At 65.1% G+C, this 20,855-nt stretch carries 15 protein-coding genes; 6 read left to right on the plus strand and 9 right to left on the minus strand.

Going from position 1 to position 20,855, the window contains the following annotated elements; genetic code table 11:
* The first annotated feature begins 259 nt into the window (after positions 1 to 259).
* The 3 genes from OIE68_RS00325 to OIE68_RS00335 all read left to right on the plus strand — a co-directional run bounded on the left by OIE68_RS00325 (position 260) and on the right by OIE68_RS00335 (position 3,164).
* Positions 260 to 1,270 carry an XRE family transcriptional regulator gene (locus OIE68_RS00325; RefSeq protein ID WP_327097367.1) on the plus strand — a complete coding sequence of 337 codons (1,011 nt, stop codon included), beginning with the start codon at positions 260 to 262 and terminating at the stop codon, positions 1,268 to 1,270.
* Complete coding sequence (locus OIE68_RS00330) at positions 1,267 to 2,148, plus strand: aminoglycoside phosphotransferase family protein (protein WP_327097368.1); 882 nt, start codon at positions 1,267 to 1,269, stop codon at positions 2,146 to 2,148. Before OIE68_RS00325 ends, OIE68_RS00330 begins: the two co-directional genes overlap by 4 nt.
* Before the next feature lie 587 nt (positions 2,149 to 2,735).
* Complete coding sequence (locus OIE68_RS00335) at positions 2,736 to 3,164, plus strand: NUDIX hydrolase (protein ID WP_327097369.1); 429 nt, start codon at positions 2,736 to 2,738, stop codon at positions 3,162 to 3,164.
* A 51-nt stretch (positions 3,165 to 3,215) separates the two neighbouring features.
* On the opposite strand, the gene OIE68_RS00340 is transcribed toward OIE68_RS00335, so the two are convergent.
* The 8 genes from OIE68_RS00340 to OIE68_RS00375 form a co-directional block, all read right to left on the minus strand.
* Positions 3,216 to 3,638 (minus strand): hypothetical protein, encoded by a 423-nt coding sequence (locus OIE68_RS00340; protein ID WP_327097370.1) that lies wholly within the window; start codon positions 3,636 to 3,638, stop codon positions 3,216 to 3,218.
* Between the two features lie 273 nt (positions 3,639 to 3,911).
* Positions 3,912 to 5,480: an EAL domain-containing protein gene (locus OIE68_RS00345; RefSeq protein ID WP_327097371.1), complete on the minus strand. Its 1,569-nt coding sequence runs from the start codon at positions 5,478 to 5,480 to the stop codon at positions 3,912 to 3,914.
* A 27-nt stretch (positions 5,481 to 5,507) separates the two neighbouring features.
* Positions 5,508 to 5,861: an effector-associated constant component EACC1 gene (locus OIE68_RS00350; protein ID WP_327097372.1), complete on the minus strand. Its 354-nt coding sequence runs from the start codon at positions 5,859 to 5,861 to the stop codon at positions 5,508 to 5,510.
* A gap of 202 nt (positions 5,862 to 6,063) precedes the next feature.
* A complete protein-coding gene (gene mobF, locus OIE68_RS00355) occupies positions 6,064 to 11,997 on the minus strand; it encodes a MobF family relaxase (RefSeq protein WP_327097373.1) in 5,934 nt (1,977 codons plus the stop codon).
* A gap of 1,001 nt (positions 11,998 to 12,998) precedes the next feature.
* A complete protein-coding gene (locus OIE68_RS00360; RefSeq protein ID WP_327097374.1) occupies positions 12,999 to 13,388 on the minus strand; it encodes a hypothetical protein in 390 nt (129 codons plus the stop codon).
* Positions 13,389 to 13,481: 93 nt separating this feature from the next.
* A complete protein-coding gene (locus OIE68_RS00365) occupies positions 13,482 to 15,023 on the minus strand; it encodes a hypothetical protein (RefSeq protein ID WP_327097375.1) in 1,542 nt (513 codons plus the stop codon).
* 515 nt (positions 15,024 to 15,538) lie between these two features.
* The gene (locus OIE68_RS00370) at positions 15,539 to 15,931 is read right to left on the minus strand and encodes a hypothetical protein (RefSeq protein WP_327097376.1); all 393 of its coding nucleotides are present in this window, start codon (positions 15,929 to 15,931) and stop codon (positions 15,539 to 15,541) included.
* Positions 15,932 to 16,044: 113 nt separating this feature from the next.
* Positions 16,045 to 16,425, minus strand: a complete 381-nt coding sequence (locus OIE68_RS00375; protein WP_327097377.1) for a single-stranded DNA-binding protein — start codon at positions 16,423 to 16,425, stop codon at positions 16,045 to 16,047.
* 95 nt (positions 16,426 to 16,520) lie between these two features.
* Here OIE68_RS00375 and OIE68_RS00380 point away from each other — a divergent pair, with 95 nt between their 5' ends.
* Genes OIE68_RS00380 through OIE68_RS00390 form a run of 3 tightly spaced genes read left to right on the plus strand, consistent with a single transcriptional unit; the run spans position 16,521 to position 20,297 of the window.
* The gene (locus tag OIE68_RS00380) at positions 16,521 to 17,645 is read left to right on the plus strand and encodes a tyrosine-type recombinase/integrase (RefSeq protein WP_327097378.1); all 1,125 of its coding nucleotides are present in this window, start codon (positions 16,521 to 16,523) and stop codon (positions 17,643 to 17,645) included.
* Between the two features lie 2 nt (positions 17,646 to 17,647).
* Complete coding sequence (locus tag OIE68_RS00385; RefSeq protein WP_327101541.1) at positions 17,648 to 19,921, plus strand: tyrosine-type recombinase/integrase; 2,274 nt, start codon at positions 17,648 to 17,650, stop codon at positions 19,919 to 19,921.
* Positions 19,908 to 20,297 (plus strand): DUF6262 family protein, encoded by a 390-nt coding sequence (locus OIE68_RS00390; RefSeq protein ID WP_327097379.1) that lies wholly within the window; start codon positions 19,908 to 19,910, stop codon positions 20,295 to 20,297. Before OIE68_RS00385 ends, OIE68_RS00390 begins: the two co-directional genes overlap by 14 nt.
* A 45-nt stretch (positions 20,298 to 20,342) precedes the next feature.
* On the opposite strand, the gene OIE68_RS00395 is transcribed toward OIE68_RS00390, so the two are convergent.
* Positions 20,343 to 20,852 (minus strand): single-stranded DNA-binding protein, encoded by a 510-nt coding sequence (locus tag OIE68_RS00395; RefSeq protein ID WP_327097380.1) that lies wholly within the window; start codon positions 20,850 to 20,852, stop codon positions 20,343 to 20,345.
* Positions 20,853 to 20,855 lie beyond the last annotated feature (3 nt).

The raw sequence follows: 20,855 nt of genomic DNA on the forward strand, positions 1-20,855 counted from the left end.
CACACCGTCGCGAGTGACTTCTGCTCAGGTAATGAGCCGCGCCGAGCTGGCCGAGGCCGTCAACGCCTACATTTGGCGCCAGCACGGTCAGCGGCGCGAACTCGATGCCCGCACTATCGCCCGCTATGAGCGCGGCACTGTCCGCTGGCCCAACGAGCTCTACCGGGAAGCCTTCCGCGCCGTCCTGCACGCCACCGATAGTGAGCTGGGCTTCATACCGAATCGTCGGCGACGCGAAGCGGCGCCACAGCCGGGCGGATTGCTCGCGATAAACCTGTTCAGCCCTTTCGATCCAGGCACCGGTCCTGCCCACTATTTCGGCCCGAACGCCGACGACAAGCCGATCCGCCGTGTCGGCACAACCGAAGTCATCGACGTCCAAATGGCCACGCGCACAATCGCTTCGGCGGAGAACCTCCGTGGCGGCGGCTCGATCAGCCTTGTCGCGGGCAGACAACTTGGCCACTTCGTGCGCCTGCTCGATGCAAAGGCGTCGCCGGGCACTCGCCGGGCCATGCTCGAAGCGATCGGCAACTTCGGTAGCGTCGCTGGATATGCCTCCTTCGACATCGGCGATCACACGGCGGCTGAGCGCAGGTTCCGGCTGGCACTATGGTGCGCCGACGCAGCCGGATCGTGGGAGCTGCGCGCCAGCACGCTCGCCGACATGGCACGCAAGATGGCCTATATCGGCAATCCTGATGGCGGATTGTCGCTCATCGAGCTGGCCCAAGTGCGATCCGACCGACTCTCCGCCACAACCCGCGCCATGCTCAGCGCCCTACGCGCCCAATACTTGGCCGCTACGGCACGACCCGACGAAGCACTCTCCGAGGTGGCACGCGCCGACGAATACTTTGCCCAGCGCACCCCTGCCACGAACGCCCCGTGGCTGTGCTTCTACGACGAGGCGGAGCACCTCGGTAGCACCGGCAAGGCCCTGATCCCGATCGCACAAGCTCGACACCGAATCAAGTTGGCAGCACCCAGGATTCAGCGAGCTGTCGAACTTCAAGCTGCAGAATACCTGCGCTCCCAGACGTTCTCGCTCACGCGCTTGGCTACCCTGACGATGCAGCTCGGCGACCCGAAAGAAGCAGTAGTCCTTGGGATCCGTGCGGCTACGCAGGCCGGCCAGCTCGACTCGCATCGTATCCACAACGAACTGCAGCGATTGGCTGCTGCTTCGTCACGTCACCGGCGAATGAAGGACGTCGTGGAACTGCGCGAAGTCATCACCCGCCGATCTGCAGCGAAAGCAGCGTTATGACGGCAGCAACATCATCCGAGGAAATACTGGCGAAGGCCGCTCAGCGAGCCGACCTCGACCTGAATGAGCACGAGGTGATCCGCGAAGGATCCCACGCGATTTACCGGGTTGGTGACATCGTGGCCCGGATCGGGAGGCCCGGCAGCCTGAAGGCTGCCGAGCGGGAGTTGCGAGTGTCGCAGTGGCTCAACAGTTCTGGTATCCCGACAGTGGAGACGGTATCGGAACTGCCTCAGCCTATCGTTGTCGACGACCGACCCGTCACCTGGTGGCATCTCATCCCGAACCATCGGCCGGCCACCCCTGCCGAGCTCGGCGCCATGCTCCGCGCACTCCACTCGTTGACACCGCCGACCGATCCCGACTTGCCGAAATACGACCCGTTCGGTGACCTTCGCGAACGATTGGCGACCGCGGGCACGGTAGACCTCGATGACCGAATGTGGCTGCTGACGCGCTACGACGAACTACGGCGGCAATATGACACGCTGCCCGGTCCGCTACGGCTCTCGGTGATTCATGGTGATGCCTGGCAAGGCAATCTGCTCGTGCCGCAATCGGGTGTTGCGACTGTGCTGGATCTCGACAAGGTATCGGTTGGCCGGCCGGAATGGGATCTCATTCAACTCGCTGTCGACTACACCGACTTCGCACGGATTCCCGAGACTGACTACCTGTCGTTCGTGAACGCTTATGGCGGCCAGGACATCACAGGGTCATCGGACTTCAGACTCTTCGCCGATATCCAAGAGCTACGTTGGGTGGGGTTCTCGCTCGAGCGTGCTGCAGCGAATGCGGTTGCGGCGCAACAAGCAAAACATCGAATTGCTTGCTTGCGTGGGCACTTGCCGAAACCGTGGGAATGGAAGGCACTCTAAGTAAGGCGGGCTTGTCGGTGCCGGAAACGAGTGGGAGGCCGCACATTTGATGCGATCCGGCCAACCCGGCGGGATCAGCCACTGGCTCCGGCACCGGATACCCCGGCGGCTGACAACACCGTCGGAGCGCTCGCCGCCGTGATCACTTATGCGTCGCTGTGTGCGGGCGCCGAGCGTGAGACAGGGGTGGATCACGGAGGCGCGGTTCTGCTGAGTCGGCTCTGCCGTGCCTACGACATCTCCGCGCCGGATTGCTGTCCGGCGCATCACGCTTGCCGGAGCACACAAGGTCACCGCATGCCGGGAACGCGCGGTCGCGTACTGGTGGTTCCGCGCCGCCTCCTCGGCCTGCGCTGGTGGTGGGTGAGGGTGCCTGTGTGGCATGTCGGGAACTCACCGATACCGGTATCGCTGTGGTCGGTACAGGTGAATGGCCGGTAGCGGTCCTGATGCGGCTCGGCTGGAGCTTCGAAGAAGCAACGGTCATGATCAGCGGCATCACCGGGTGTATGGGCGTCGGACCACTGACAGATCGTCATCGTTAGCGTCCTGCCTTGCTGGTGGCGCCGGTGCTAGCGTCCCAAGCTATGGCTGGCTCCGGGTATGTGCCGCATCTGAATTCGATCTCGATCAAGGGCGTCGTCGTCCGTGACGGCAAAGTTCTGCTGCTCAAGAACGAACGCGAGGAGTGGGAACTGCCGGGCGGTCGGATCGAACCGGAAGAAACCCCCGAGGAATGCGTGGCACGGGAGATCACCGAGGAGACACAGTGGCCGGTCAACACCGGCCCGATCCTCGACACCTGGATCTACTACATCAACGCAGCCGAACGACACGTCTTCATCGTCACCTACGGCTGCTATCCCGACACCGACGACGAACCCGTACTTTCCCACGAGCACAAGGAAGTCGGGCTGTTCCGGGATGACGAGATCGGCGGGCTGAACATGCCTGACGGGTATAAGCGGTCGATCATGGCGTGGTTCGCTCAACTGCGGGCAGCCGAAAGCGTCTAGGTGCCCGTGGCGGGCGGGGACAAGCGGTGGCCTCCGCAGGGGCGAGAAGAATCAACTGAGGGCAGACGAACCGGATGGCGGTTGCGGAGTATCACCCAGCACTTTCACCTCCTGGGTCGGTGCAACCACCTGGTGTGGGTCGGTTTCGGTTGCTCCGCAGCCACCGCCAACGAGATACCGACCCGCTGCCAGGCTGTCACGCATGATCTGAATCGTCTGCCCCGCTTGTGCGTACCCGGCACCGCTGTGTTCGGCGAATTCGTGCACTGATCCGTCGATTCCGATCGTTGCCCAGCAGATTCCTGACTCGTTCGGATTGTGGATTGTTGCAGTTACCTCGTGCGGACCGGTCGCAGCGAAGCTGAGGTCCGGCACCTGGTAGCTACCCGATGCGGCGACGGACGGTGCGGCAGCGATCGGCAATGTCCAAGTGGCCATGATTGCCGCGAGCAGTATCGTGGGAGTCCTTGGCACGCAGATGATTCTGACAGGTTTGGTGGGAAGGTACTCAGCTTCCATTCCGATCCGAGAACACACTCGGCCACCGCGGGGAAAGCCTGTCGACCAGACGACTGGCCGCTGAATCCGCCGATCGATTTGTGGGATCCAGAATTGGCGGAGTGGGTGATCAGCGAGGATGAGTTCGAACGAGGATCGCCGCGTAATCCGTCGCGGTCGACTGGTGATCATCAGGCTCACGGGTGCGCTGACTCTCCCAGCACCGCAGCGCTACGTCGCGAATGGCGATTATCGGGAGGTCGGTTCGGCGTGCTGGCCAGAGTCCATCGGTTGTGGCAAGTTGCCGATGAATCCGCCGCGTGCAATAAGCGCACGAGTGTCTTCGCCGGGTATCGGCGCCGAGAAGAGGAAACCTTGTCCGCGAAAACAGCCCAGCTCGGCCAGTATTCGGGCGGCTTCCGGTGTTTCGATTCCCGCGGCGGAGACTACTAGTCCGAAGCTTGCGGCCAGTCCGATGATGGCCCGCACCACCATCGCGTCCTGATTGTCGGCCTCCAGTTGGAGCACAAACGAGTGGTGTATCTCGAGGTAGTCGACTGGTAACTGTCGCAGCATCGCTAGTGAGCCGTTGTACGTTCCGAATCCACCGATGCCCACTTTGATTCCGAGCCGTTTCAGACCGCGGACGACAGCGACGGCTGACTCGAAGTCGGTGTCGGCGTCTTCGGCGAGTTCGATCGATACCGATGCGGCTTCGATACCGGTGCGGCGGATAACTGCATCGAGGGTGTCGACGAACTCCGGCTCCGCGAGCAGGAGAGGCGAGATGTTCATCCGCAGCGTCATGTCTTGCGCAAGTCCCTGCGCCCGCCACCCGACGAACTCGGTGCAGGCGGTGCGAATGACCCACCAGCCGAGTTCGGGTGCGAGACCGGCCTTTTCGAAAGCGCGGAGAAAGGCCGACGGCAAGAGCAGTCCCCGATCGGGATGATTCCATCGCACCAGGGCCTCGACGGCCACTAGTGCTCCCGTGCGCAGATCGACTTCAGGCAGATAGTGAAGCACCAATTGCCCGGATCGGATGGCGTGACGCAGTTGCACCTCGAGTGAGGGACCGCCCGATCGGGATCGGTTGCGAATCAACCCGAGTTGGTCGAGCAGGGGGTTGAGGTCGGCCTGCGGTTGACGCAGGCCGGCCGCGATTAGTTCATGGCAGAGTTGCCGGTGCAGGGCGGGCAGCGTCAATAGTTCATGGCCGCCGGGCAGGCCTTCACGCAACAGGCGGATGAGACGGCCCGTGTAGGCGGGGTAGGTCTCGGCGTCGAGCTTTTTCGAGATCCCGTTGGGCGGTGCGGATGTCAGGATGGCCGTGCCTTCGGTGACAATCTCGTTCAGCAGGCCCTGGCCGTCTGCGGACTGGTTGACGCCGAGTGCGCGTCCGGAATAGCAACAGTCCAGGATCACGACCTTGGCGGCTGCGGGGCTGTCCACGTAGAGGTCGCGGAAGGCCTCGAATGGAACGCCACCGATTCCGGGGCGGTCTGGATGCGTGTCTGCCACCGCCAGATGCAGCTCGCCACGCCGGGGACCGAGCACTCCATGCCCGGCGAAGTAGATCAGCAGCAGATCGCGGGCCTGCGCCGCCGCCGCAGCGACCGCGTGGCCGATCGCCGATGGCGACGCGGTTTCTGGAAGAAGGGTGCAGTGGTCGGCAAGCAGCGATCCGTGTACCGGATCGCTGAGCACATCACGCAGCTCGGCCGCGCCTGCATGTACACCCGGAAGATCCGGCAGATGCTCATAGCAGTCGATCCCGATAAGGACCGCATGCGAGGTCTGTTGATCCGGTAACCGCATCTCGGCATTCCCTTGCGCCGCTTCAGCTCACCCGTCGGCGTCCAGGACCGCTTGCAGCAAAGCTGCCACATCAGGCACACGCTCAGCATCGACAATCACCGACCGCCCACTGAGGTTGCGAACCTCGATGTGGATGTCGGAATGCCGTGGCTGGGCGAACCAGGTCTTCAGCGATGTAGCCAGCACCGATAACACCCCGCCACCGCCGACCGCGACGGTGGCCAGCTCGACCAGCGAACCCATGTCGCCGGGATTGGGAACCGCATCGGTGACGGTGATTTTTCCGCGCAGTTCTGGCTCTGCACGCAACCAGCGGATTAGTTCCCCGATGTGCCAACTGGGGTCGGCACCGATGATCGACAGTGTCAGTTCCGTGTCCATTGACTGCCCCCGCTTCGCCCGCGTGATCGCCGAGCCACTGTGGACGATACCGTGATCATCGAAGTCCCAGGCCCAGAGCCGATTTCGAACTTACCGGAACTCCGAACCTGGCAACATCCGTTCGGAAAATGACGTTGGGTTTATGAGCCTGTCGCTCGGCGATTCCCGGTGAAAGCGTCACACGGGTTCGTGCTGCGCTCACTCACAGTCCGAAATCGTGCTCGTGCTGTGCCTGGCTGATGTCGACGGGATCGTCGAAGTAGTCGAAGCTTTCGTCGTCGGGCCCGCTGAGTTGTTGACGTAGTTGTTGTTCGATGTCGGCCTCGATGGGGTTCAGTTGGGTGCGTCGGTGTTGTTCGGATAACAACTGTTCGAGTTGCTGCTCGAAGTCGGCGATGCGAGCGGCGTGTGCTTGTTCGGCCGGGTCGATCTCGGCTGGCTGCGAGGTGGTGGATGTGGAGGCAGGTTGACTGTCGGCGGTCAGGATTTGTTCCCATTCCTCGGCGGGGCCAGCGATCTGTAGCGCTCGACGTTGGGCGTTGCGGGCGGTGGTGCGTGCGGAATCCCTGAGGTTGGTGCGGCGTTGTCGTTCGGTTTCGAGGCTGGCGATCTGGGTGTTCAAGGCGCGGAGTTGGCTACGACGGTAGACCGGTGTGTCTACGAGCGTGGTTCTGGCGCTGTCGATTTGGGTGGTGACGGCGCGGACAGCGCGTTCGGCGTCTTCGAATTCGCGGATGCTGGTGCGGGCGTTGTGGATTGCTTGGCGCGCTTCTTGCTGATGGCGTCCCGCTTCCTCGTCATGAGGGTCGGGCTGGTTCACGTGGGGGTTGTAGATGAATGCGTCGGTGTCGGCGAGCGCGATGCACTGGTAGAGGTCGTTGATGCTCTGGTGGAGTTCGGTTTCGCTGAGCACTCCGAGTGCGTCGAGCGTTGGTGTGGTGACCGGTTCGGGGAGGGGATGAGCTGTGGTCCATGCGGTGATTCGTGCGCGGGCGACGGGTCCGCTGGCGCGCCAGTCGCGTCGCAGTATGGCGCGGGCCGCCTCAGGTGGATGGATGGCGGCGATGTGGTCGCAGCGGGCTTGGATGTGGTCGGTGGGGTCGTGATCGGGGATGCCGGGTTCGTTGTTGTCGCGGCAGTCGCCGCAGAGTCCGTCGTCGCTGCGGCGCAACGAGATCGGCGTGATGTCGATGCGGGCGCGCTCGAGTCCGCAACAGACGCAGCTGAGGCCGTGGCTGTCGGGAACGGCGGCGAGGTCGTAGTCCAAGACGTAGCCATCGGGCTGTGATTCGGGGATGACGTCGCGGTCGTAGTGGTGGGGAACTCCTTCGGGTAGTGGCTGATCGAAGGGGTTGTCGTCGACATTGGCGCGGGTATCGAGGTAGTCCTCGACCGCATTTGCGGAGTCTTCATCGATCGGCTGCGGGATCATGTCGGATCGGCTCGACTCTGTGCGGGTGGGGTTATCGCGGGCGGCTTCGTGGCGCTGGTCGCGGCGATATCTGGGTGCCGCGGACTCGGTGGCTGGTTGGTATACGTGCGGATCGCTGCTCGGTGTGCAGGATTCGATGAGTGCGCGATGTTCGGGGAACTGGTCGGCGGCGTAGCGTAGCCGAGCGAGCGCAATGGGAAATGCATAGTGGTACAGGGTTTCTGCGACGCGTTCGATGATTGCGCGTTGTTCATCGGCGACGTTGTCGGTCAGTTCGCGGAACGCAGCAGCAGCGGTACGGATCTGGCCGGTCCGCAACAACTCTGCAATCTCGCCGATGTCGACCGGGATGCCCTCGGCCTCGAAATCACCACTGTGGGGGCGTGTTTCCGGACGGTCCCCAGTGGTGGTGTTGGACGGACGATCGGATCCGCCGACGACATGCGCTTGAGGTTCGGGTTCCCGGTCAGGTTGGTTGGCGGTGGGGTTGTGGTGTAGGAGTGCGTCGATGCGCCAGGCGAGTGCGCTGGCGAGCTGGTCCGGGCGCAGGGCGCGGGTGTTGTCGGGTTGGGCGGCTTGGAGGAGTTCGTGTGCGGTGGTGAGGAGTTCATAAGGTGTCCAGTCGGTGCCGGTCGCGCGGTCGATGGCGGCGACGATGCGCGGCCAAGCCGGATCGTGGATGATCCGGTCGCCGGTGTCGGTGCCGAGGATGTCGTGCAACTCGGTGGTCCACGGCGGGCGCAGATCGCGGTCGCCGGTGGCGTGGTCGAGCGCTGAGGGTTCGAGTTCCAGGCGTGACCACAATGCGGCGGCGGGCATTTCGTCGGGCAAGGGTCGGAGAGCAGCGGCGTCGCACAGACGGGTTTTGATGTCGATTCCGGCGCGGTCGGCGAGGTCGATTTTGTCGGCGAGGGTGGGCCAATAGGGGTCGGTGGTGATGCGCTCGTCGAGTTGTTTCACCACTGGCGACCATGTGGTGACGGGCCGATCGATGTCACCGATGGCGTCGATGACTTGGGCGTCGAGTAGTTGCTGATGTTCGCGTTCCAGGGTGGTGCGGCGGGCGGGTCCGGTGGGGCGTAGATCGCGGTCATCGACATGCAGGGAGGCTCGCCAGACCGCGAGGTCGGCGAGCAATTTCGGGTCGCTACCGATTAGGGTTCGTGCCCAGAACGGCGCTGTGGCCGCGGTCCAGTCTCGGGCTTCGGTGCGGATCGCGGTGGCGAGGTCGGCGACGATCCGCGCTCGCGCCGCGAGCTGCCCGGAATCGGTGTCCTCGTCCAGGCCGCGCGGCAGGCCCCGAGTCCAGGGCAGCGGCCCGACCCCGCACGAATGCGCACCGGAAGGGTCCAGGCGCCAATCCAACACGGCGGCAACATCATCGGCAGTATCGAGCTCCCGGCCCGCCGCAGCAGTGTGCAAGGCGGGGATCGGATCAGCTCCTGTGAGCGCGATGCTCGCGAGGTGTTGCCGCAATATCGGGTAGGCGGGGCAGTCGGTGAGTCCAGCACGCAGCGCTTCAGCCGCGTCGTCGAGCGCGGCGAGTCCGTCTGCACCGAGGGCGTTTTCGGCGGCGACGCCGATCGCGTCGAGGTAGATATTGACCGCACGGCCGATGCGACGGAACGGATTCAGTGCGTCCCGCAGCTCGGTGTGCGCGGATTTCTGCGTGCCGTCTCGGCCGAAAATGCGCAACAGGACTTCGACCGCAGTGCGCGGAAACACCGCCGGCTCGCTGTAAAACGATGCCTCGCTACCGTCCAAAGTGGTCGGTACGTAGGCGTGGTTGGTGTGCGCGCCGCGGGTCATCGCGACATACAACTGCGCGCGAGTCTCGTATCCGGTCAGCGCTACGTGACACGTTTCAGCGGTCACTCCTTGCGCCGAATCGATCGTTGTCGCGTACCCGAGACGCACAAACGTGGACACATATCGCGCGGGAAGTGCCACCGTGTGACCGCGTTCGCGACCCGAACGCAGGTGCGTGACCGCCAGGCTTCCGTCGTCGTGCACGTCGGAAACGATCCATCGATACCCATTGCGAACCCAATCCCGATCGCCCACACGCAGTCGTCGATCGTTGCGCCGGGTCAGGATCGTGTCACCCACCGACGCGCGAAGCCCATCGGCGAGTACGCATTCCGGCCCGACATGTGCACCGGAACGAGCGATCCGATCCTGGCGAGCGCGCTGGTTGAGCTCACCGACGATGTCGTGGGTGGCCGCGAGCATGATGCTGTCGCGACCGCCCAGGTGGTCATCGATCCACCCGGTGTAGGTGTCGTCGTGAGTCGTAGCAGCAGAGCCGGAGTGGATGCGGCGGTGATCGAGGTAGAACCCGAGCGCGGCCGGATCCCCCTCGCGTAACAGCAAACTCGCCGATGCTTCGCCCGGTGAGGTGAAGCGCACGACGTGGCTGAGGGTGAGCGCGCTGTTATTGGTGGCGGTGTTCATGTCGGTGTGGGCGCCACCGGCCTCGATGGAGGGCAACTGTTTCGGGTCACCGAGGCAGCGGATCGTCGCGTCGCGTCCGGCGAGGAATTGGAGCAGACGTAGGCGTTTGAGGTTCCCGATTTTGATGTGTTCGTCGACGATCACCAACGTGTCGGAGTCGATTTGCAGCACCCATTGGGGCAGTGACGGTGGTGGCCGGTTCCCGTCGCGGGCAAGGTTTTCTAGTGTCGGTGTGTGGCGGCCCAGGACGTCGAGGACTTTGTCGACGGTCTCCACCCGTGCCCCGATCGAGGTACCCAACTCCGCTGCCGCGGCCGCGGTGGGTGCTAGACCGAGGACGGTGCCGCCGCTGGCGTGCCAGGCGTCGGCGAGTACGCGCATGGCGGTGGTTTTGCCGGTGCCGGCGGGTGCGTCGATGGCGTGCACGCGCAGCGGGGAGGTCGCGAATCCGTGTATGGCCGCGATCTGTCCGGCGTTGAGCTGTTTGTCGGGGTGGGTGGTGTTGTAGGCGTGTACCGCTTGTTCGATGGTGGCGGAAGGGATTTGGCGGCCTCCGGGTTGGACGGCGAGGTCGATCAACTGCTGGGTGACACCCAGTACGTGCTTGGAGGTGTAGACCTGAGACCCGGCGCGGGTGTGCACGCTGGTGCCGTCACGGCGGGCGAACATCACCGGCACCGCTTGTAGTCGCGGCTCGTCGGCGATATCGGGATCTCCACGCGCGATCACCGAACTAGGTGAGAGCGCCTCGGCGACGACGGCTTCGGCGATGCGTTCCCACTCACCGAGGCGGATGTGTCCGCGGATTTGGCGTTCGGTTTCGCTGCGGATGTGGTGATGTTGCCATGTCGAACGCTGCGCCGACACCGTCTCGACCACCGTCTCGGCGGTGCGCGCGATCCACGCCCCATCGACCGCCGTACGCGCCCGCCGCACCGGATTCAGAGCGGCGGAAACCATCCGCGCCACCGCTTCGCGGCCACCCAACTCCGTGAGGGCTTGGGCGCGCCAGTCGCTGCGCTGCTGGGCTCGTGAGCGCATGCGGTGTTTGTCGGGACGGGTTTGCAGGGTCGCGCGGTCCATCAAATCGAACGTCTCCGCCGGTAGCGGTTCGCGCCCGAGGCGGCGTTGGAACTCCACGGTGAGCCGTCCAAGATGTTTGGTGATCGCCGCATCACGCGCAGACCACAACTCGTTCAACCGGGTTGGGATGCCGACAATTTCGCGGATCGGGCGTTTGGACGGGTCCAGGCCGGGCCGTTCTGTGAACTCCACACCCACCATGTCCCCGAGGAACAACTCCAGGCTGGTGTTGTAGATCTCGGAGACGGTGACCATGTGTTGGTAGATCATCGCGCCGTCGAGGGTGCGCCACTGCCCATCCAGTGTGCGCACGCGGTTGGCGATGAGCATGTGCGTGTGCAGGTCCGGGTCACCGGCACGGCTTTCTCGATGTGTGAACATCGCCGCTACCAGGCCCTCGACATCGACTTGGCGGACACCGTTGCGCCCCAGCCTGGTGAAGATCGCGTGCTGTTCCAGCCATCGCACTGCCACCTCGATCGCGGCGTGGTGGGCGTCTTCGATCTTCTCGGAGACCGACCTCGGTGCCAGCGCCCAGAGCGCGGAGACGGACTTGACGGGACTGAAGGTGATGTCGAAACCCGCGACAGCGGTCGCTTTCGGACGCGAGTTCCGTGCGACCCAGCTCGACAATTCACGCGCGTCCAAGGGGGCACGGTCGTACTGTTCGGTGAACATTTCCGTCGCGACTTCGGTGCGGATTCGTGCACGAATGTCATCGGGAATGTTGTCATCGAGGTCTGAACCGTTCGCGGTGTTGTGTTCTTCGTAGGCTTGCGCGCACCGTTTCCGGTATTCGGTGACGTCGGAATAGACCCGGAAAGGATGCCCCAACTTCGATGCTTTATCGGCCGCGCGCGAGGCGTCTTTGATTTTCGCACCCGCATCTATCTGCTCGTCGAACACGCGCGCTTCGATGGCGTCGGCGTTGGGGTGGCGACCCAACCCGAACAGGGACTTCATCTGATCCTCGGTGACCTCGTCACCGAGCCCGATCCCCAACGCCGCCAACCCCGTACCGTGCCAACGCCCCGGCGACTCCCCATGAACCGAGTAATAGTCGGCCAGGCTGGATCGGCCGCGAGCGGGATCATCATTCGCGGCCACATTACGCAGGTAATACTGATAGCCATTTCCTGCGACGACTTTATGCAATGTCGCGGTCATACCTCCAGCAAGCACCACATCCGCGATAAAAGCCAGACTCGCAATTCACCTAATTATCGGCAAATCAAACAAAACCCCTGGTCGTTATAAAATTGTGACAGCTGTGGGCGCTGGGGAACTATAAATGATGCGTCAACAATCTTCGAGTCGGTGCAAGAGTGTCGCGCGGTAGCAGTTCCTGATAGTCCACCTGGGAGACCGCGACGTCGTCGCGTTTCAGGCGATAGTCCCGGTTCGCCCCCTCGATGCAAGAGGTCTATTTGTGGAGATGAGGGGAGTGGGGTGGTGGGGGTGAAGGTGTGCGTGGTGGAGGAGTAGTAGGTAGGGGTGAGTGCGGTGCGTGGTGGTGTGGGTGTGGTGGCGAGTGTAGTTGGGGCGTGAGGGTGGGGTTGGTGATTCGGTGAGGGCTGGTGGTGGCCGGTCGGTCGCGGGAGTGGGCACCGCGACGGACCGGGGTATCGAGGGACGCGGATGGTCTGGGTGGCGGGAGTCGCTGTGTGCGAGCGGGTTCCGAACTATCTCGCGTCGGGTTCGGTGGCGGTTGTGGTGGAACACCCGCAACGGCAGCGAGATTCGGTCAGGGGGCGTATCCAATGCGCGAGGATGGCGAGCCAGCACAGGATCCAGATCGAGGAGTAGTGGTCGGAGAGGAAGTCGAGCCAGGGGTTGGTCAAGGTATGTACCTCCAAGGCGGAGCGGGAGTGAGGGGGATTGCGGTGGCTGGCGTCCGCCGCAGGAGCACGACACCGCGGCGGACCGGAGACGTGAGACCCGTTGCGGGAGGGCTGGTGCGGAGACGACCTGGGGCAAGCTGCAATGTGTGGAGGTCGCGGTACTCGCCGCGCAGGTCGTCGATGTCGCGCGTTCGTGGGGTGTAGGGCGTGCGGTCGCTCGTTGAGAGTCCCTTTCGATTGGGGGTGGCTGGATGGTGGCCGTGGTGGCCCTCGACTCGGTCGCCCCCCTGACCGGGGACGGAGTTGAGCTGTGGTGAGGGCGGTCGGTCAGCTCGGTGGGGCGGGGATGGGTGTCCATCCGACCGATGCGCAGGCGTAGCAGCGGTCATCGAGAGCGACGACATCTCCGACGGACAGCGACCGCAACGGTTTGGCGTACCAGGCGTCGGTGTGGGCGTGGTCGTCGTCGTGGTCGGGATGGTCGTTGAACGTGGCGAAGACTCGTTCGAGCAACACCTCGTCGGTGGTTGGTCGGTCGATGGGCATGAGGTAGGCGTAGGCCAGTGCCAGCAATGCGTCGGGCTGATATCCAGTGAGCATCGCGGTCGTGGCGGTGTTGAGATAGACGCGCACCCGGACCTCACTGCGGCGGGTCGGGTGCAGCGCGCGATACAGCACGCGCAGGATGCGGCGCGCTCGGGTGGGCAGTTGGTGCATGACGGTGCTCCTGTGATTCGGGGTTGGTGGACCGGTCCGCCGCGGGGAGTCGACACCGCGGCGGACCGGCGAACGAGGAGTGTTGGGCGAGGATCAGGCCGCGCGGGTGCGCGCGGAAACCAACCCGAGGTCGATCCGGCAACCGGTGCAGTAGTTGTCGGCGTGGACAACACCGTTTCGGGCGCAGGCGTCGCAGCGGCCGATGCGCTGTCCGGCTCCCAGTGCCGAGCTACGGCGCGGGCGGCGGGAGGCGCTGCGGTGCGGTGCGGGTGCGGGCTGGTCGAGGTTGCCTGCCATCCAGCGCGTGATCAGCCGCCAGGTCGGTCCGGTATTCGCGGCGGCGGCCCGGATGCGGTCCAGCAGCAGCCGCGCCTGCTGCGGGTGGGTGGCTGCGATGTGGGCGCAGCGGGACTCCACGTAGGAGCGAAGGCCGAAGCCAGCGGGCAGCGCGGGGATACCGGGGTGCCCGTCGGCGCGGCACACATCGCACAGCCCGTCGTCGCTGACCGGGTGACTGTCGCGGGCGTGGTGGGGTCGGCGGTCGGCGGCGGCGCGGTCGATCCAGCAGTTGACGCACGGCCACCCGAGGTAGGGGGTCACCGCGGCGAGGTCGTAGTCGAGGCCCGAGCCCTGCCAGGTGGATTCGGTGACGTCGAGTTCGGTGTAGGGCAGGTACTCGTCGCGATCGCTGGGGACGGGGATGCCGGTGCGCCGGGCCGCGAAACGGGCTTGGTCGGCTGTGGTGATCGCGGGCGGCAAGACGGCACGAGCCCACCGGCTCCGTGCCCGTCGCGCACCAGGCGAGGGCTCGGTGTCGGCATCATGGCCGCGCAGGAAGTCGCGGGCGGCGGCGTCGAGGCCGCTGTGGTGAGCGTGGTGTCCGATGTGACGCTCAGGCGTTTCGGGGGCAAGCAGGTGGCGGTCGGCCTCGGTGTAGCAGCTCGCGATGTGCAGGAAGTAGCTGCGCTCCCACAGCTCGGCTTGCACGTGCGCCCACAGCAGGTCGGCTCGTTTACGTGGTTCGGGCACCGGTGGGGTGCGGTCGGTCTCGGGTGCGGTATCGATCCCGTACAGGCGGTGAGCGGCGTAGTCGGCCCACTCGTGTTCGCGGCGTTCGGCCACGGCGAGGTCGCGGTCACGGTGGCGCAGACTGACCGGCGCAGGTGCGGGGATGCGGGCGCGGCGTGCGGCAATGGCCTGCGGGCGCAGGCGCGCGGCGTCGGTGGCCGCCGACGGGGTGGCGGTGAGCCGGTCGCGGTTGCGGCGGTCGCGGATGGAGCGGCGCACCCATTCGGCGGCCTCGATCGAGGTGTCGTTGTGTTGGGGGAGTTCGGGGCGGTAGAGGCCGGGGTCGCCATCGGCGGTGTGGTCGATGATCATCTCGCGCAGTTCGGGGCGGCTCTTGGCCATCCATCCCAACCGGCGGGCGGCGACCTTGTAGGGGGCGCGCGTCATGAGGTCCGCGACGCGGTCGAGGAATTCGCGTTCGGCCGGGGTGGCCAGGGCCAAAACGTGGCTGAAACGCTCACGCGCGGTGTCTGGGTTGACCTCGAGCAGGTATTCGATCTCACCGAGCGCGGTGGCGAACGGGGAAACCTCGGTGGTGGTGTCAGCGCTGGGCAATGTTGCGGTCATCACGGTTCCTGTTCAGTCGAAGAGACAGCTCGGCCCCGCACCGGACGCACACGAGCACGCACCCCGGCACGGGGCTGGGCGGCTGGTCGTCTGACCCGCCTGAGTGCGGCCGACCAGGGTGGGAGCCCGACACAGCGGAGGGAACGCGCCGGATCGGGCGGCACCGAATTCGCGGGCGCTGAGCACCGGGCCGCCGCCTCGCGCTGGTGGCGTGGCGCGGGCGAATTCGGTGACGGGCGGGCGCGGGCCCGCAGACGTGGCGGGAGCACACCCTGGTAGCACTCAGAAAGGCGGGGCAGATGGCCAGACGGTCAGCCCTCACTCACTGCCACACTCGAGTTTTCACGCAATCAGCGGCGCAGCGATGGCGGCCTAACGTGTCGGAGCAGGTTCATGTGCGGGGCGGATTCACCGCGACGGCGCGACTTGCGAGGGTGCGCCCGCTGAGCTGGTAGCCCGCCCCGGCCTCTTTCTGCTTCCTGTTGACTGTGTCTTACTTCGCGGAACCGGATTGGTCAGGCCGCCAGTGGGTCTCGGTCGGCGAAGTATGAGTCGATCTCGGCTTCGGCGGCCTGTCGGTGGGCAGCGTCGCGGCTAAGGTGACGCAGATCCACGGCCGCGACCGGGTGGGGTGTGCGGCGGGCTCGGCGAGCAGCGACCGCTTCCGGTGCGGTGCGGGCGGCGTCGGTGGCGGCGGTCGCGATCGCGTGCAGGCGAAGATCACCGCCGGGTTCGCGGGCGGGGGTCCGCAGCCACGGGCCGAGTTCGTCCTCGATCGATACCGCGACAGCGTCGGCGACCTGGACGTAGTAGGGGTGGGGATCGAGGTCGTCGTCGAGCAGACGATCCAGATCACCGCCCCCGAGCCGAGTCACAGATGAGGTGGTGAGCGTGTTCGCGTAGAGCATCGCGGTCTCCTCGTATGGGTGAGGTGGATGAACGGAATAAGGATCGAGTCGCGGCGATGTGCCGGACGGTCGAGGTCGACCATCGGGCACCGCTCTCGCGGAAGAGGCGGTGTTCACAACGGTGGCTCGTCGCCGGTGGGGGATCCGCCGCCGAAGGAACCCGCGCCGGTGAACGCCCACGGGTCGTCGCTGCCGGTGGTGCGGCTGCCGCCGGTGGCTGCTGCCGCGCCGACGAGGTCGCCGGAGCGGTCCTCGCGACTGCGGCGGTCGGTCGAGGAGCGGCTGAAGCCGTTGCCGCTGCCACCGACACCGCTGGTGCGGGAGACCCGGTGAACTTTGGCGGTGGCGAACCGAAGCGACGCGCCGAGTTCGTCGACGTCGAGCTCAGTGGTGGTACGGCTCTGGCCGTCGTCGGTCTGCCAGCGGCGCTGCTTGAGACGGCCAGTCACAATCACGCGCGTGCCCCTGGTCAGGCTTAAGTAGACCTCTTTCACGAGTGTCCATAACGTCCGTACGGTTTGGATTTGGTCGGTAGTTCCTGCTACACAGACACCTCGTCTTGTTGTGTCGTTGTGGAGGAGGGTGGCCGGTGCCGCTTCGGGTGCAGCGGTTGCGGTCACCGGATTCGGGGCGGCGTTCGGTGACGGTGGTCGACGCGGCGGGTGTGCCGGTGTGGCCGATCGAGGAGTTCTTGTCGCATCTGGTGGCGGTGGGTATGGCTCCGAACACGGTGCAGGGTTACGCCTACGATCTGCGGGATCTGTTCACCTGGCTGGATCAGCGGGGGTGGGATTTCCGGAGCCTGAGCCTGGAGCAGTTGTCGGAGTTCTTCTCGTGGTTGCAGCGTCCGAAGCTGACTCGGCAGCCCGGGGTGTTCGTGCTGCCGGGAAGCCCGGTGGCTGTGACGCGGACGACGTTGGTGCGCAAGCGTTCCGCGGTGGCATCGTTCTACCGGTTTCATTCGCGTCGAGACGATTCGGTGCCTGCGCTGCTGGGCGAGTTGGTCGGCCGGCGGGCGACGGGCGGGTATGTGCCGTTGCTGGCGCATACCCGCCGGGGTGGGCCGAATACTGATTCCTACAGCCCGATCCGGCTGCATGCGCATCGCAAGCCTGCCCGGACGGTGACCGTCGAGCAGCAGACCGCGCTGATGGATGCGTGCGCGCGGTTGCGGGACCGTTTTCTGCTGCTGTTGTGGTTCGAGACCGGGCTGCGGTTGGGAGAGGCGTTGGGGTTACGGCATTCGGATCTGCGGCTGCGGACCGGTGAGGTCCATGTGGTGCCGCGGGAGGACAACGCCAATCACGCGCGGGTGAAACGGCTCAAGCCCCGTGTCGTTCCTGCCGCCACCGAGCTGTTCGACCTGTATGCGGAGTACATGGAGGTCGAATACGGCTGTCTCGACAGCGATTTCGTGTTCGTGAACCTGTTCCGGCCACCGGTGGGCGCGCCGATGACCGAGGCGAATGTCCACAAGCTGGTCGAGCGGCTGCGGCTGCGCTCGGGTGTCGGGTTCTTCGCGCCTCACCTGGCCCGGCACACCTACGCGACTCGACTGTTGCGGGCCGGGGTCCGCATCGAGATCGTCGCAGCATTGCTCGGTCACTCGAGTTCGCAGACGACCGAGATGACGTACTCGCATTTGACGGTCGAAGACCATCGCCACGCCCTCGTCGCTGCGGGAATTCTGCCGGAAGGAACTGAACAACCTTGACCATGCCGCACGAGGTGCAGACAACGACGTCGGGGTTGCTGGAGCGGTTGATGCAGACCGTCGATCCGATGTTCCGCGGCGAGGTGTTCTACCCGCCCACCGACAGTCGGGTCTTCGTCCAGGACACCTGCCGCATCGACTCGTGCGGCATCGCGCTGAGCTATGCGTCACGGCGGTTGTGTCAGGGGCACTATCAGCGGTGGAGGGGAGCCGGGCGGCCGGATATGGATGAGTGGGCCGCGGCCGAGGAGATCGCGACAACGCAGCGGCGGACCGTGCCGGGGTGCGGGGTGCGTGAGTGCAATCGGGCCCAGAAGTCGCACGGTTTGTGTCATCGTCATGCCAGCGCGTGGATGCGCTACGGCCGCCCGGACCTGGAGGGCTGGCTGGCGCGCACTCTCTACCACCCGCCCCGCGGGTCGGTCGAGACCGATTGCGAATTCCCTGATTGCGCCCGCTGGAGCGATGGACCCAGCAGACGGTTATGTCGCGCGCATCACCAAACCTGGTGCTACGCCGGGCGAATGCCGTTGGCTGAGTGGTTCGTCCACGTCGAACAGCAGCGCAACCCGCACGTGAAGCTGCATGATCTGGGCGGGCAGGTGCGGTTGGAGATCGGATACGGACTGCAACGCCGACACGAACTGGGCCATCAGCACACCGCGCCGCGGGTGGTGACCAAGGCGGCCGGGTGGATCCGCTCGGCGGGGGTGCACAGCCTGCTGGACTGGGACGACGAGGAATGGAAGGCGTTCTGCTTGCCGAGGGAGGCCAACTACGACACGTTGTCGCTGGCTTTCATCAAGGACACCCGGTTCGAGCTACGAGCGCTGCTCATCGACGCAGACCCCTGGGCCGACCAATATCCGCGCGACACATGGGATCTCAAACACGTCGGTCTGAACACCAGCGACGTTCGCTACCTCCGCTTCGGCGACATCACCCAGCCCTGGTTGAGAGAGCTGACCAAGCGATGGTGCCGGTGGCGGCTGAGCCGCGAGCTCAGCCCGTCCACCGTCGCGATCAATGTCCGCGGCTGTGTCCGGTTGTCGGAATACCTCAGCCACGCGGTGGGACCGGACACCAGGCCGGACCAGCTGACCAGGATGCGTCTGGAAGGGTGGCTGGCCGACTTGCAGACCAAGCTGCCGGACGCGAGTAGTCGCGGCGCGGTGATCGCCTCGATCAGTGCACTACTGAAAGACGCTCACCGGCACGACTGGCAACCGGGACTGCCGCGCAACGCGTTCATCTACGACGACATGCCCACACGGTCCCACGCCAAGCCGAGGTTCATCCCGGAGCAGGTGATCCGGCAAATGGAGACGCCACAGGCGCTGGCACTGTTCCCCTCTCCCGACGGGAGCCTGATCGTGGAGATCCTGATCCGCTGCGGGCTGCGGCTCAAGGACGCGCGCACCCTGCCGTTCGACTGCATCGTCCGCGACGGCGACGCCAACCCCTACCTGGCCTGGCTCAACCGCAAGATGGCCGACCGCCCGGCGTTCTTCCCGCTCTCGGAAGAACTGGCCGAGAAGATCACTGCGCAGCAACGGGCAGTGCTCGACCGGTTCCCCGCAGGATCGCCGTGGTTGTTCCCGGCGATCAACGGCAACATCGACGGCAGCCGCTACGCCAGCAGCACCAGACTGCGCGGACAGCTGGATCGCTGGCTCGGGCAACTGGACCTCACCGACGAGCACGACCGGCCGATCCGGGTCACGTTCCACCAATTCCGGCACACCGTGGGGACCAGGCTCATCAATGCCGACGTTCCGCAACCGATCGTCCAAGCGCTGCTCGATCACATGTCTCCGGCCATGACCGCGATTTACGCTCGTTTGCACAACGAAACATTGCGTGAGCACTGGCTCACGGCGGTGAAGATCAACGCCGCCGGCGAACCCGCCACGATCACCGCCGATCACCCACTCGCCGATGCGGCCTGGGCGAAACTGAGCATGGTCCGGGCGAAAGTGACGTTGCCGAACGGATATTGCGGCGCCCCGGTCCAAACCGATTGCGAATACGCCAATCCGTGTCTGGACTGCCGATTCTTCATCACCACCACCGAATTCCTCGGCCAGCACCGTCGCCAGCGCGAGGACACCGCACGCATGATCGACGATGCCGAAGCCGCCGGGCACAAGCGGGTCGCGGAGAAGAACACTCGCACCCTGATCAAACTCGACACCATCATCGGCGCACTCGAATCGGCCCACGACGGCCAGATCGTGGCCGGAGGAAAGGTCGAAGAACTCGATGCCGCCGGCTGACAACACACGGTTCCTGCTCGAAGCCACCCAACAGCGCAGCGCGGACGCACGCAGGCGAGCCGAAGCCGCGATCACCGCAGCGGCCCGCGGCGCGGGCCGCATCACCGTCGCTGGGATCGCCAAGACCGCAGGCGTTTCACGATCCTGGATCTACACACAATCCGACCTCGTCGACGCGATATCCGCTCTGCAACAACGGAAACCGGCTACCGGCCAGGTGAGGTCGACCTCAGCGACAGTGGAATCGTTGCAGACCCGGTTAGCAGCAGCCAACGAACGCAGCAAACAGCTACGCGCGCAAGTCACCCAGCTGACCGCCCAACTCGAAACCGCATACGGCGAAATCCGGGCCCTGCGCAACGCCCAGCCGCATTGATCCCAGGCCTCCAGCCGCGCCTCGCGGCCGGAGCCCCCGAGAGGATCAGAACGGCGCATCCTCCCCGCTAGCACCGAAGCCCCCGGCGGCAGCGCTCACGAACGCGGTCTCCGCGGAAGCAGCAGAACCCCACGGATCATCACCGGCGGTGCTGCTACCGAAGCCGTTGTTCGCACTCCCACTGCCGTTTCTGTTGACCCGGTTGACCTTTGCGGTCGCGAACATCAACGACGCAGCAACGTCCTCGGCCTGCACCTCGACCACAGTGCGTTTCTCACCCTGCTGGGTTTCATACGAGCGCTGCACCAACCGCCCGACAACCACGACTTTCGCGCCCCGCGTGAGGCTTTCCGCGACATGCTCGCCCAGAGCATTCCAGGCGCTGCACCGCAGAAACAATGCCTCGCCATCCACCCACGTGTTGGTTTGACGGTCGAACCGGCGCGGCGTCGAGGCCACCGTGAACGACGCAACCGGCTTGCCTTGCGGCGTGAATCGAAGCTCCGGATCCGATGTCAGATTCCCTTGAACTGTGATGACCGTGTCACCAGCCATGAC

Origin of the sequence: Nocardia vinacea, assembly GCF_035920345.1 — a bacterium.
Taxonomy (GTDB): Bacteria; Actinomycetota; Actinomycetes; order Mycobacteriales; family Mycobacteriaceae; genus Nocardia; species Nocardia vinacea_A.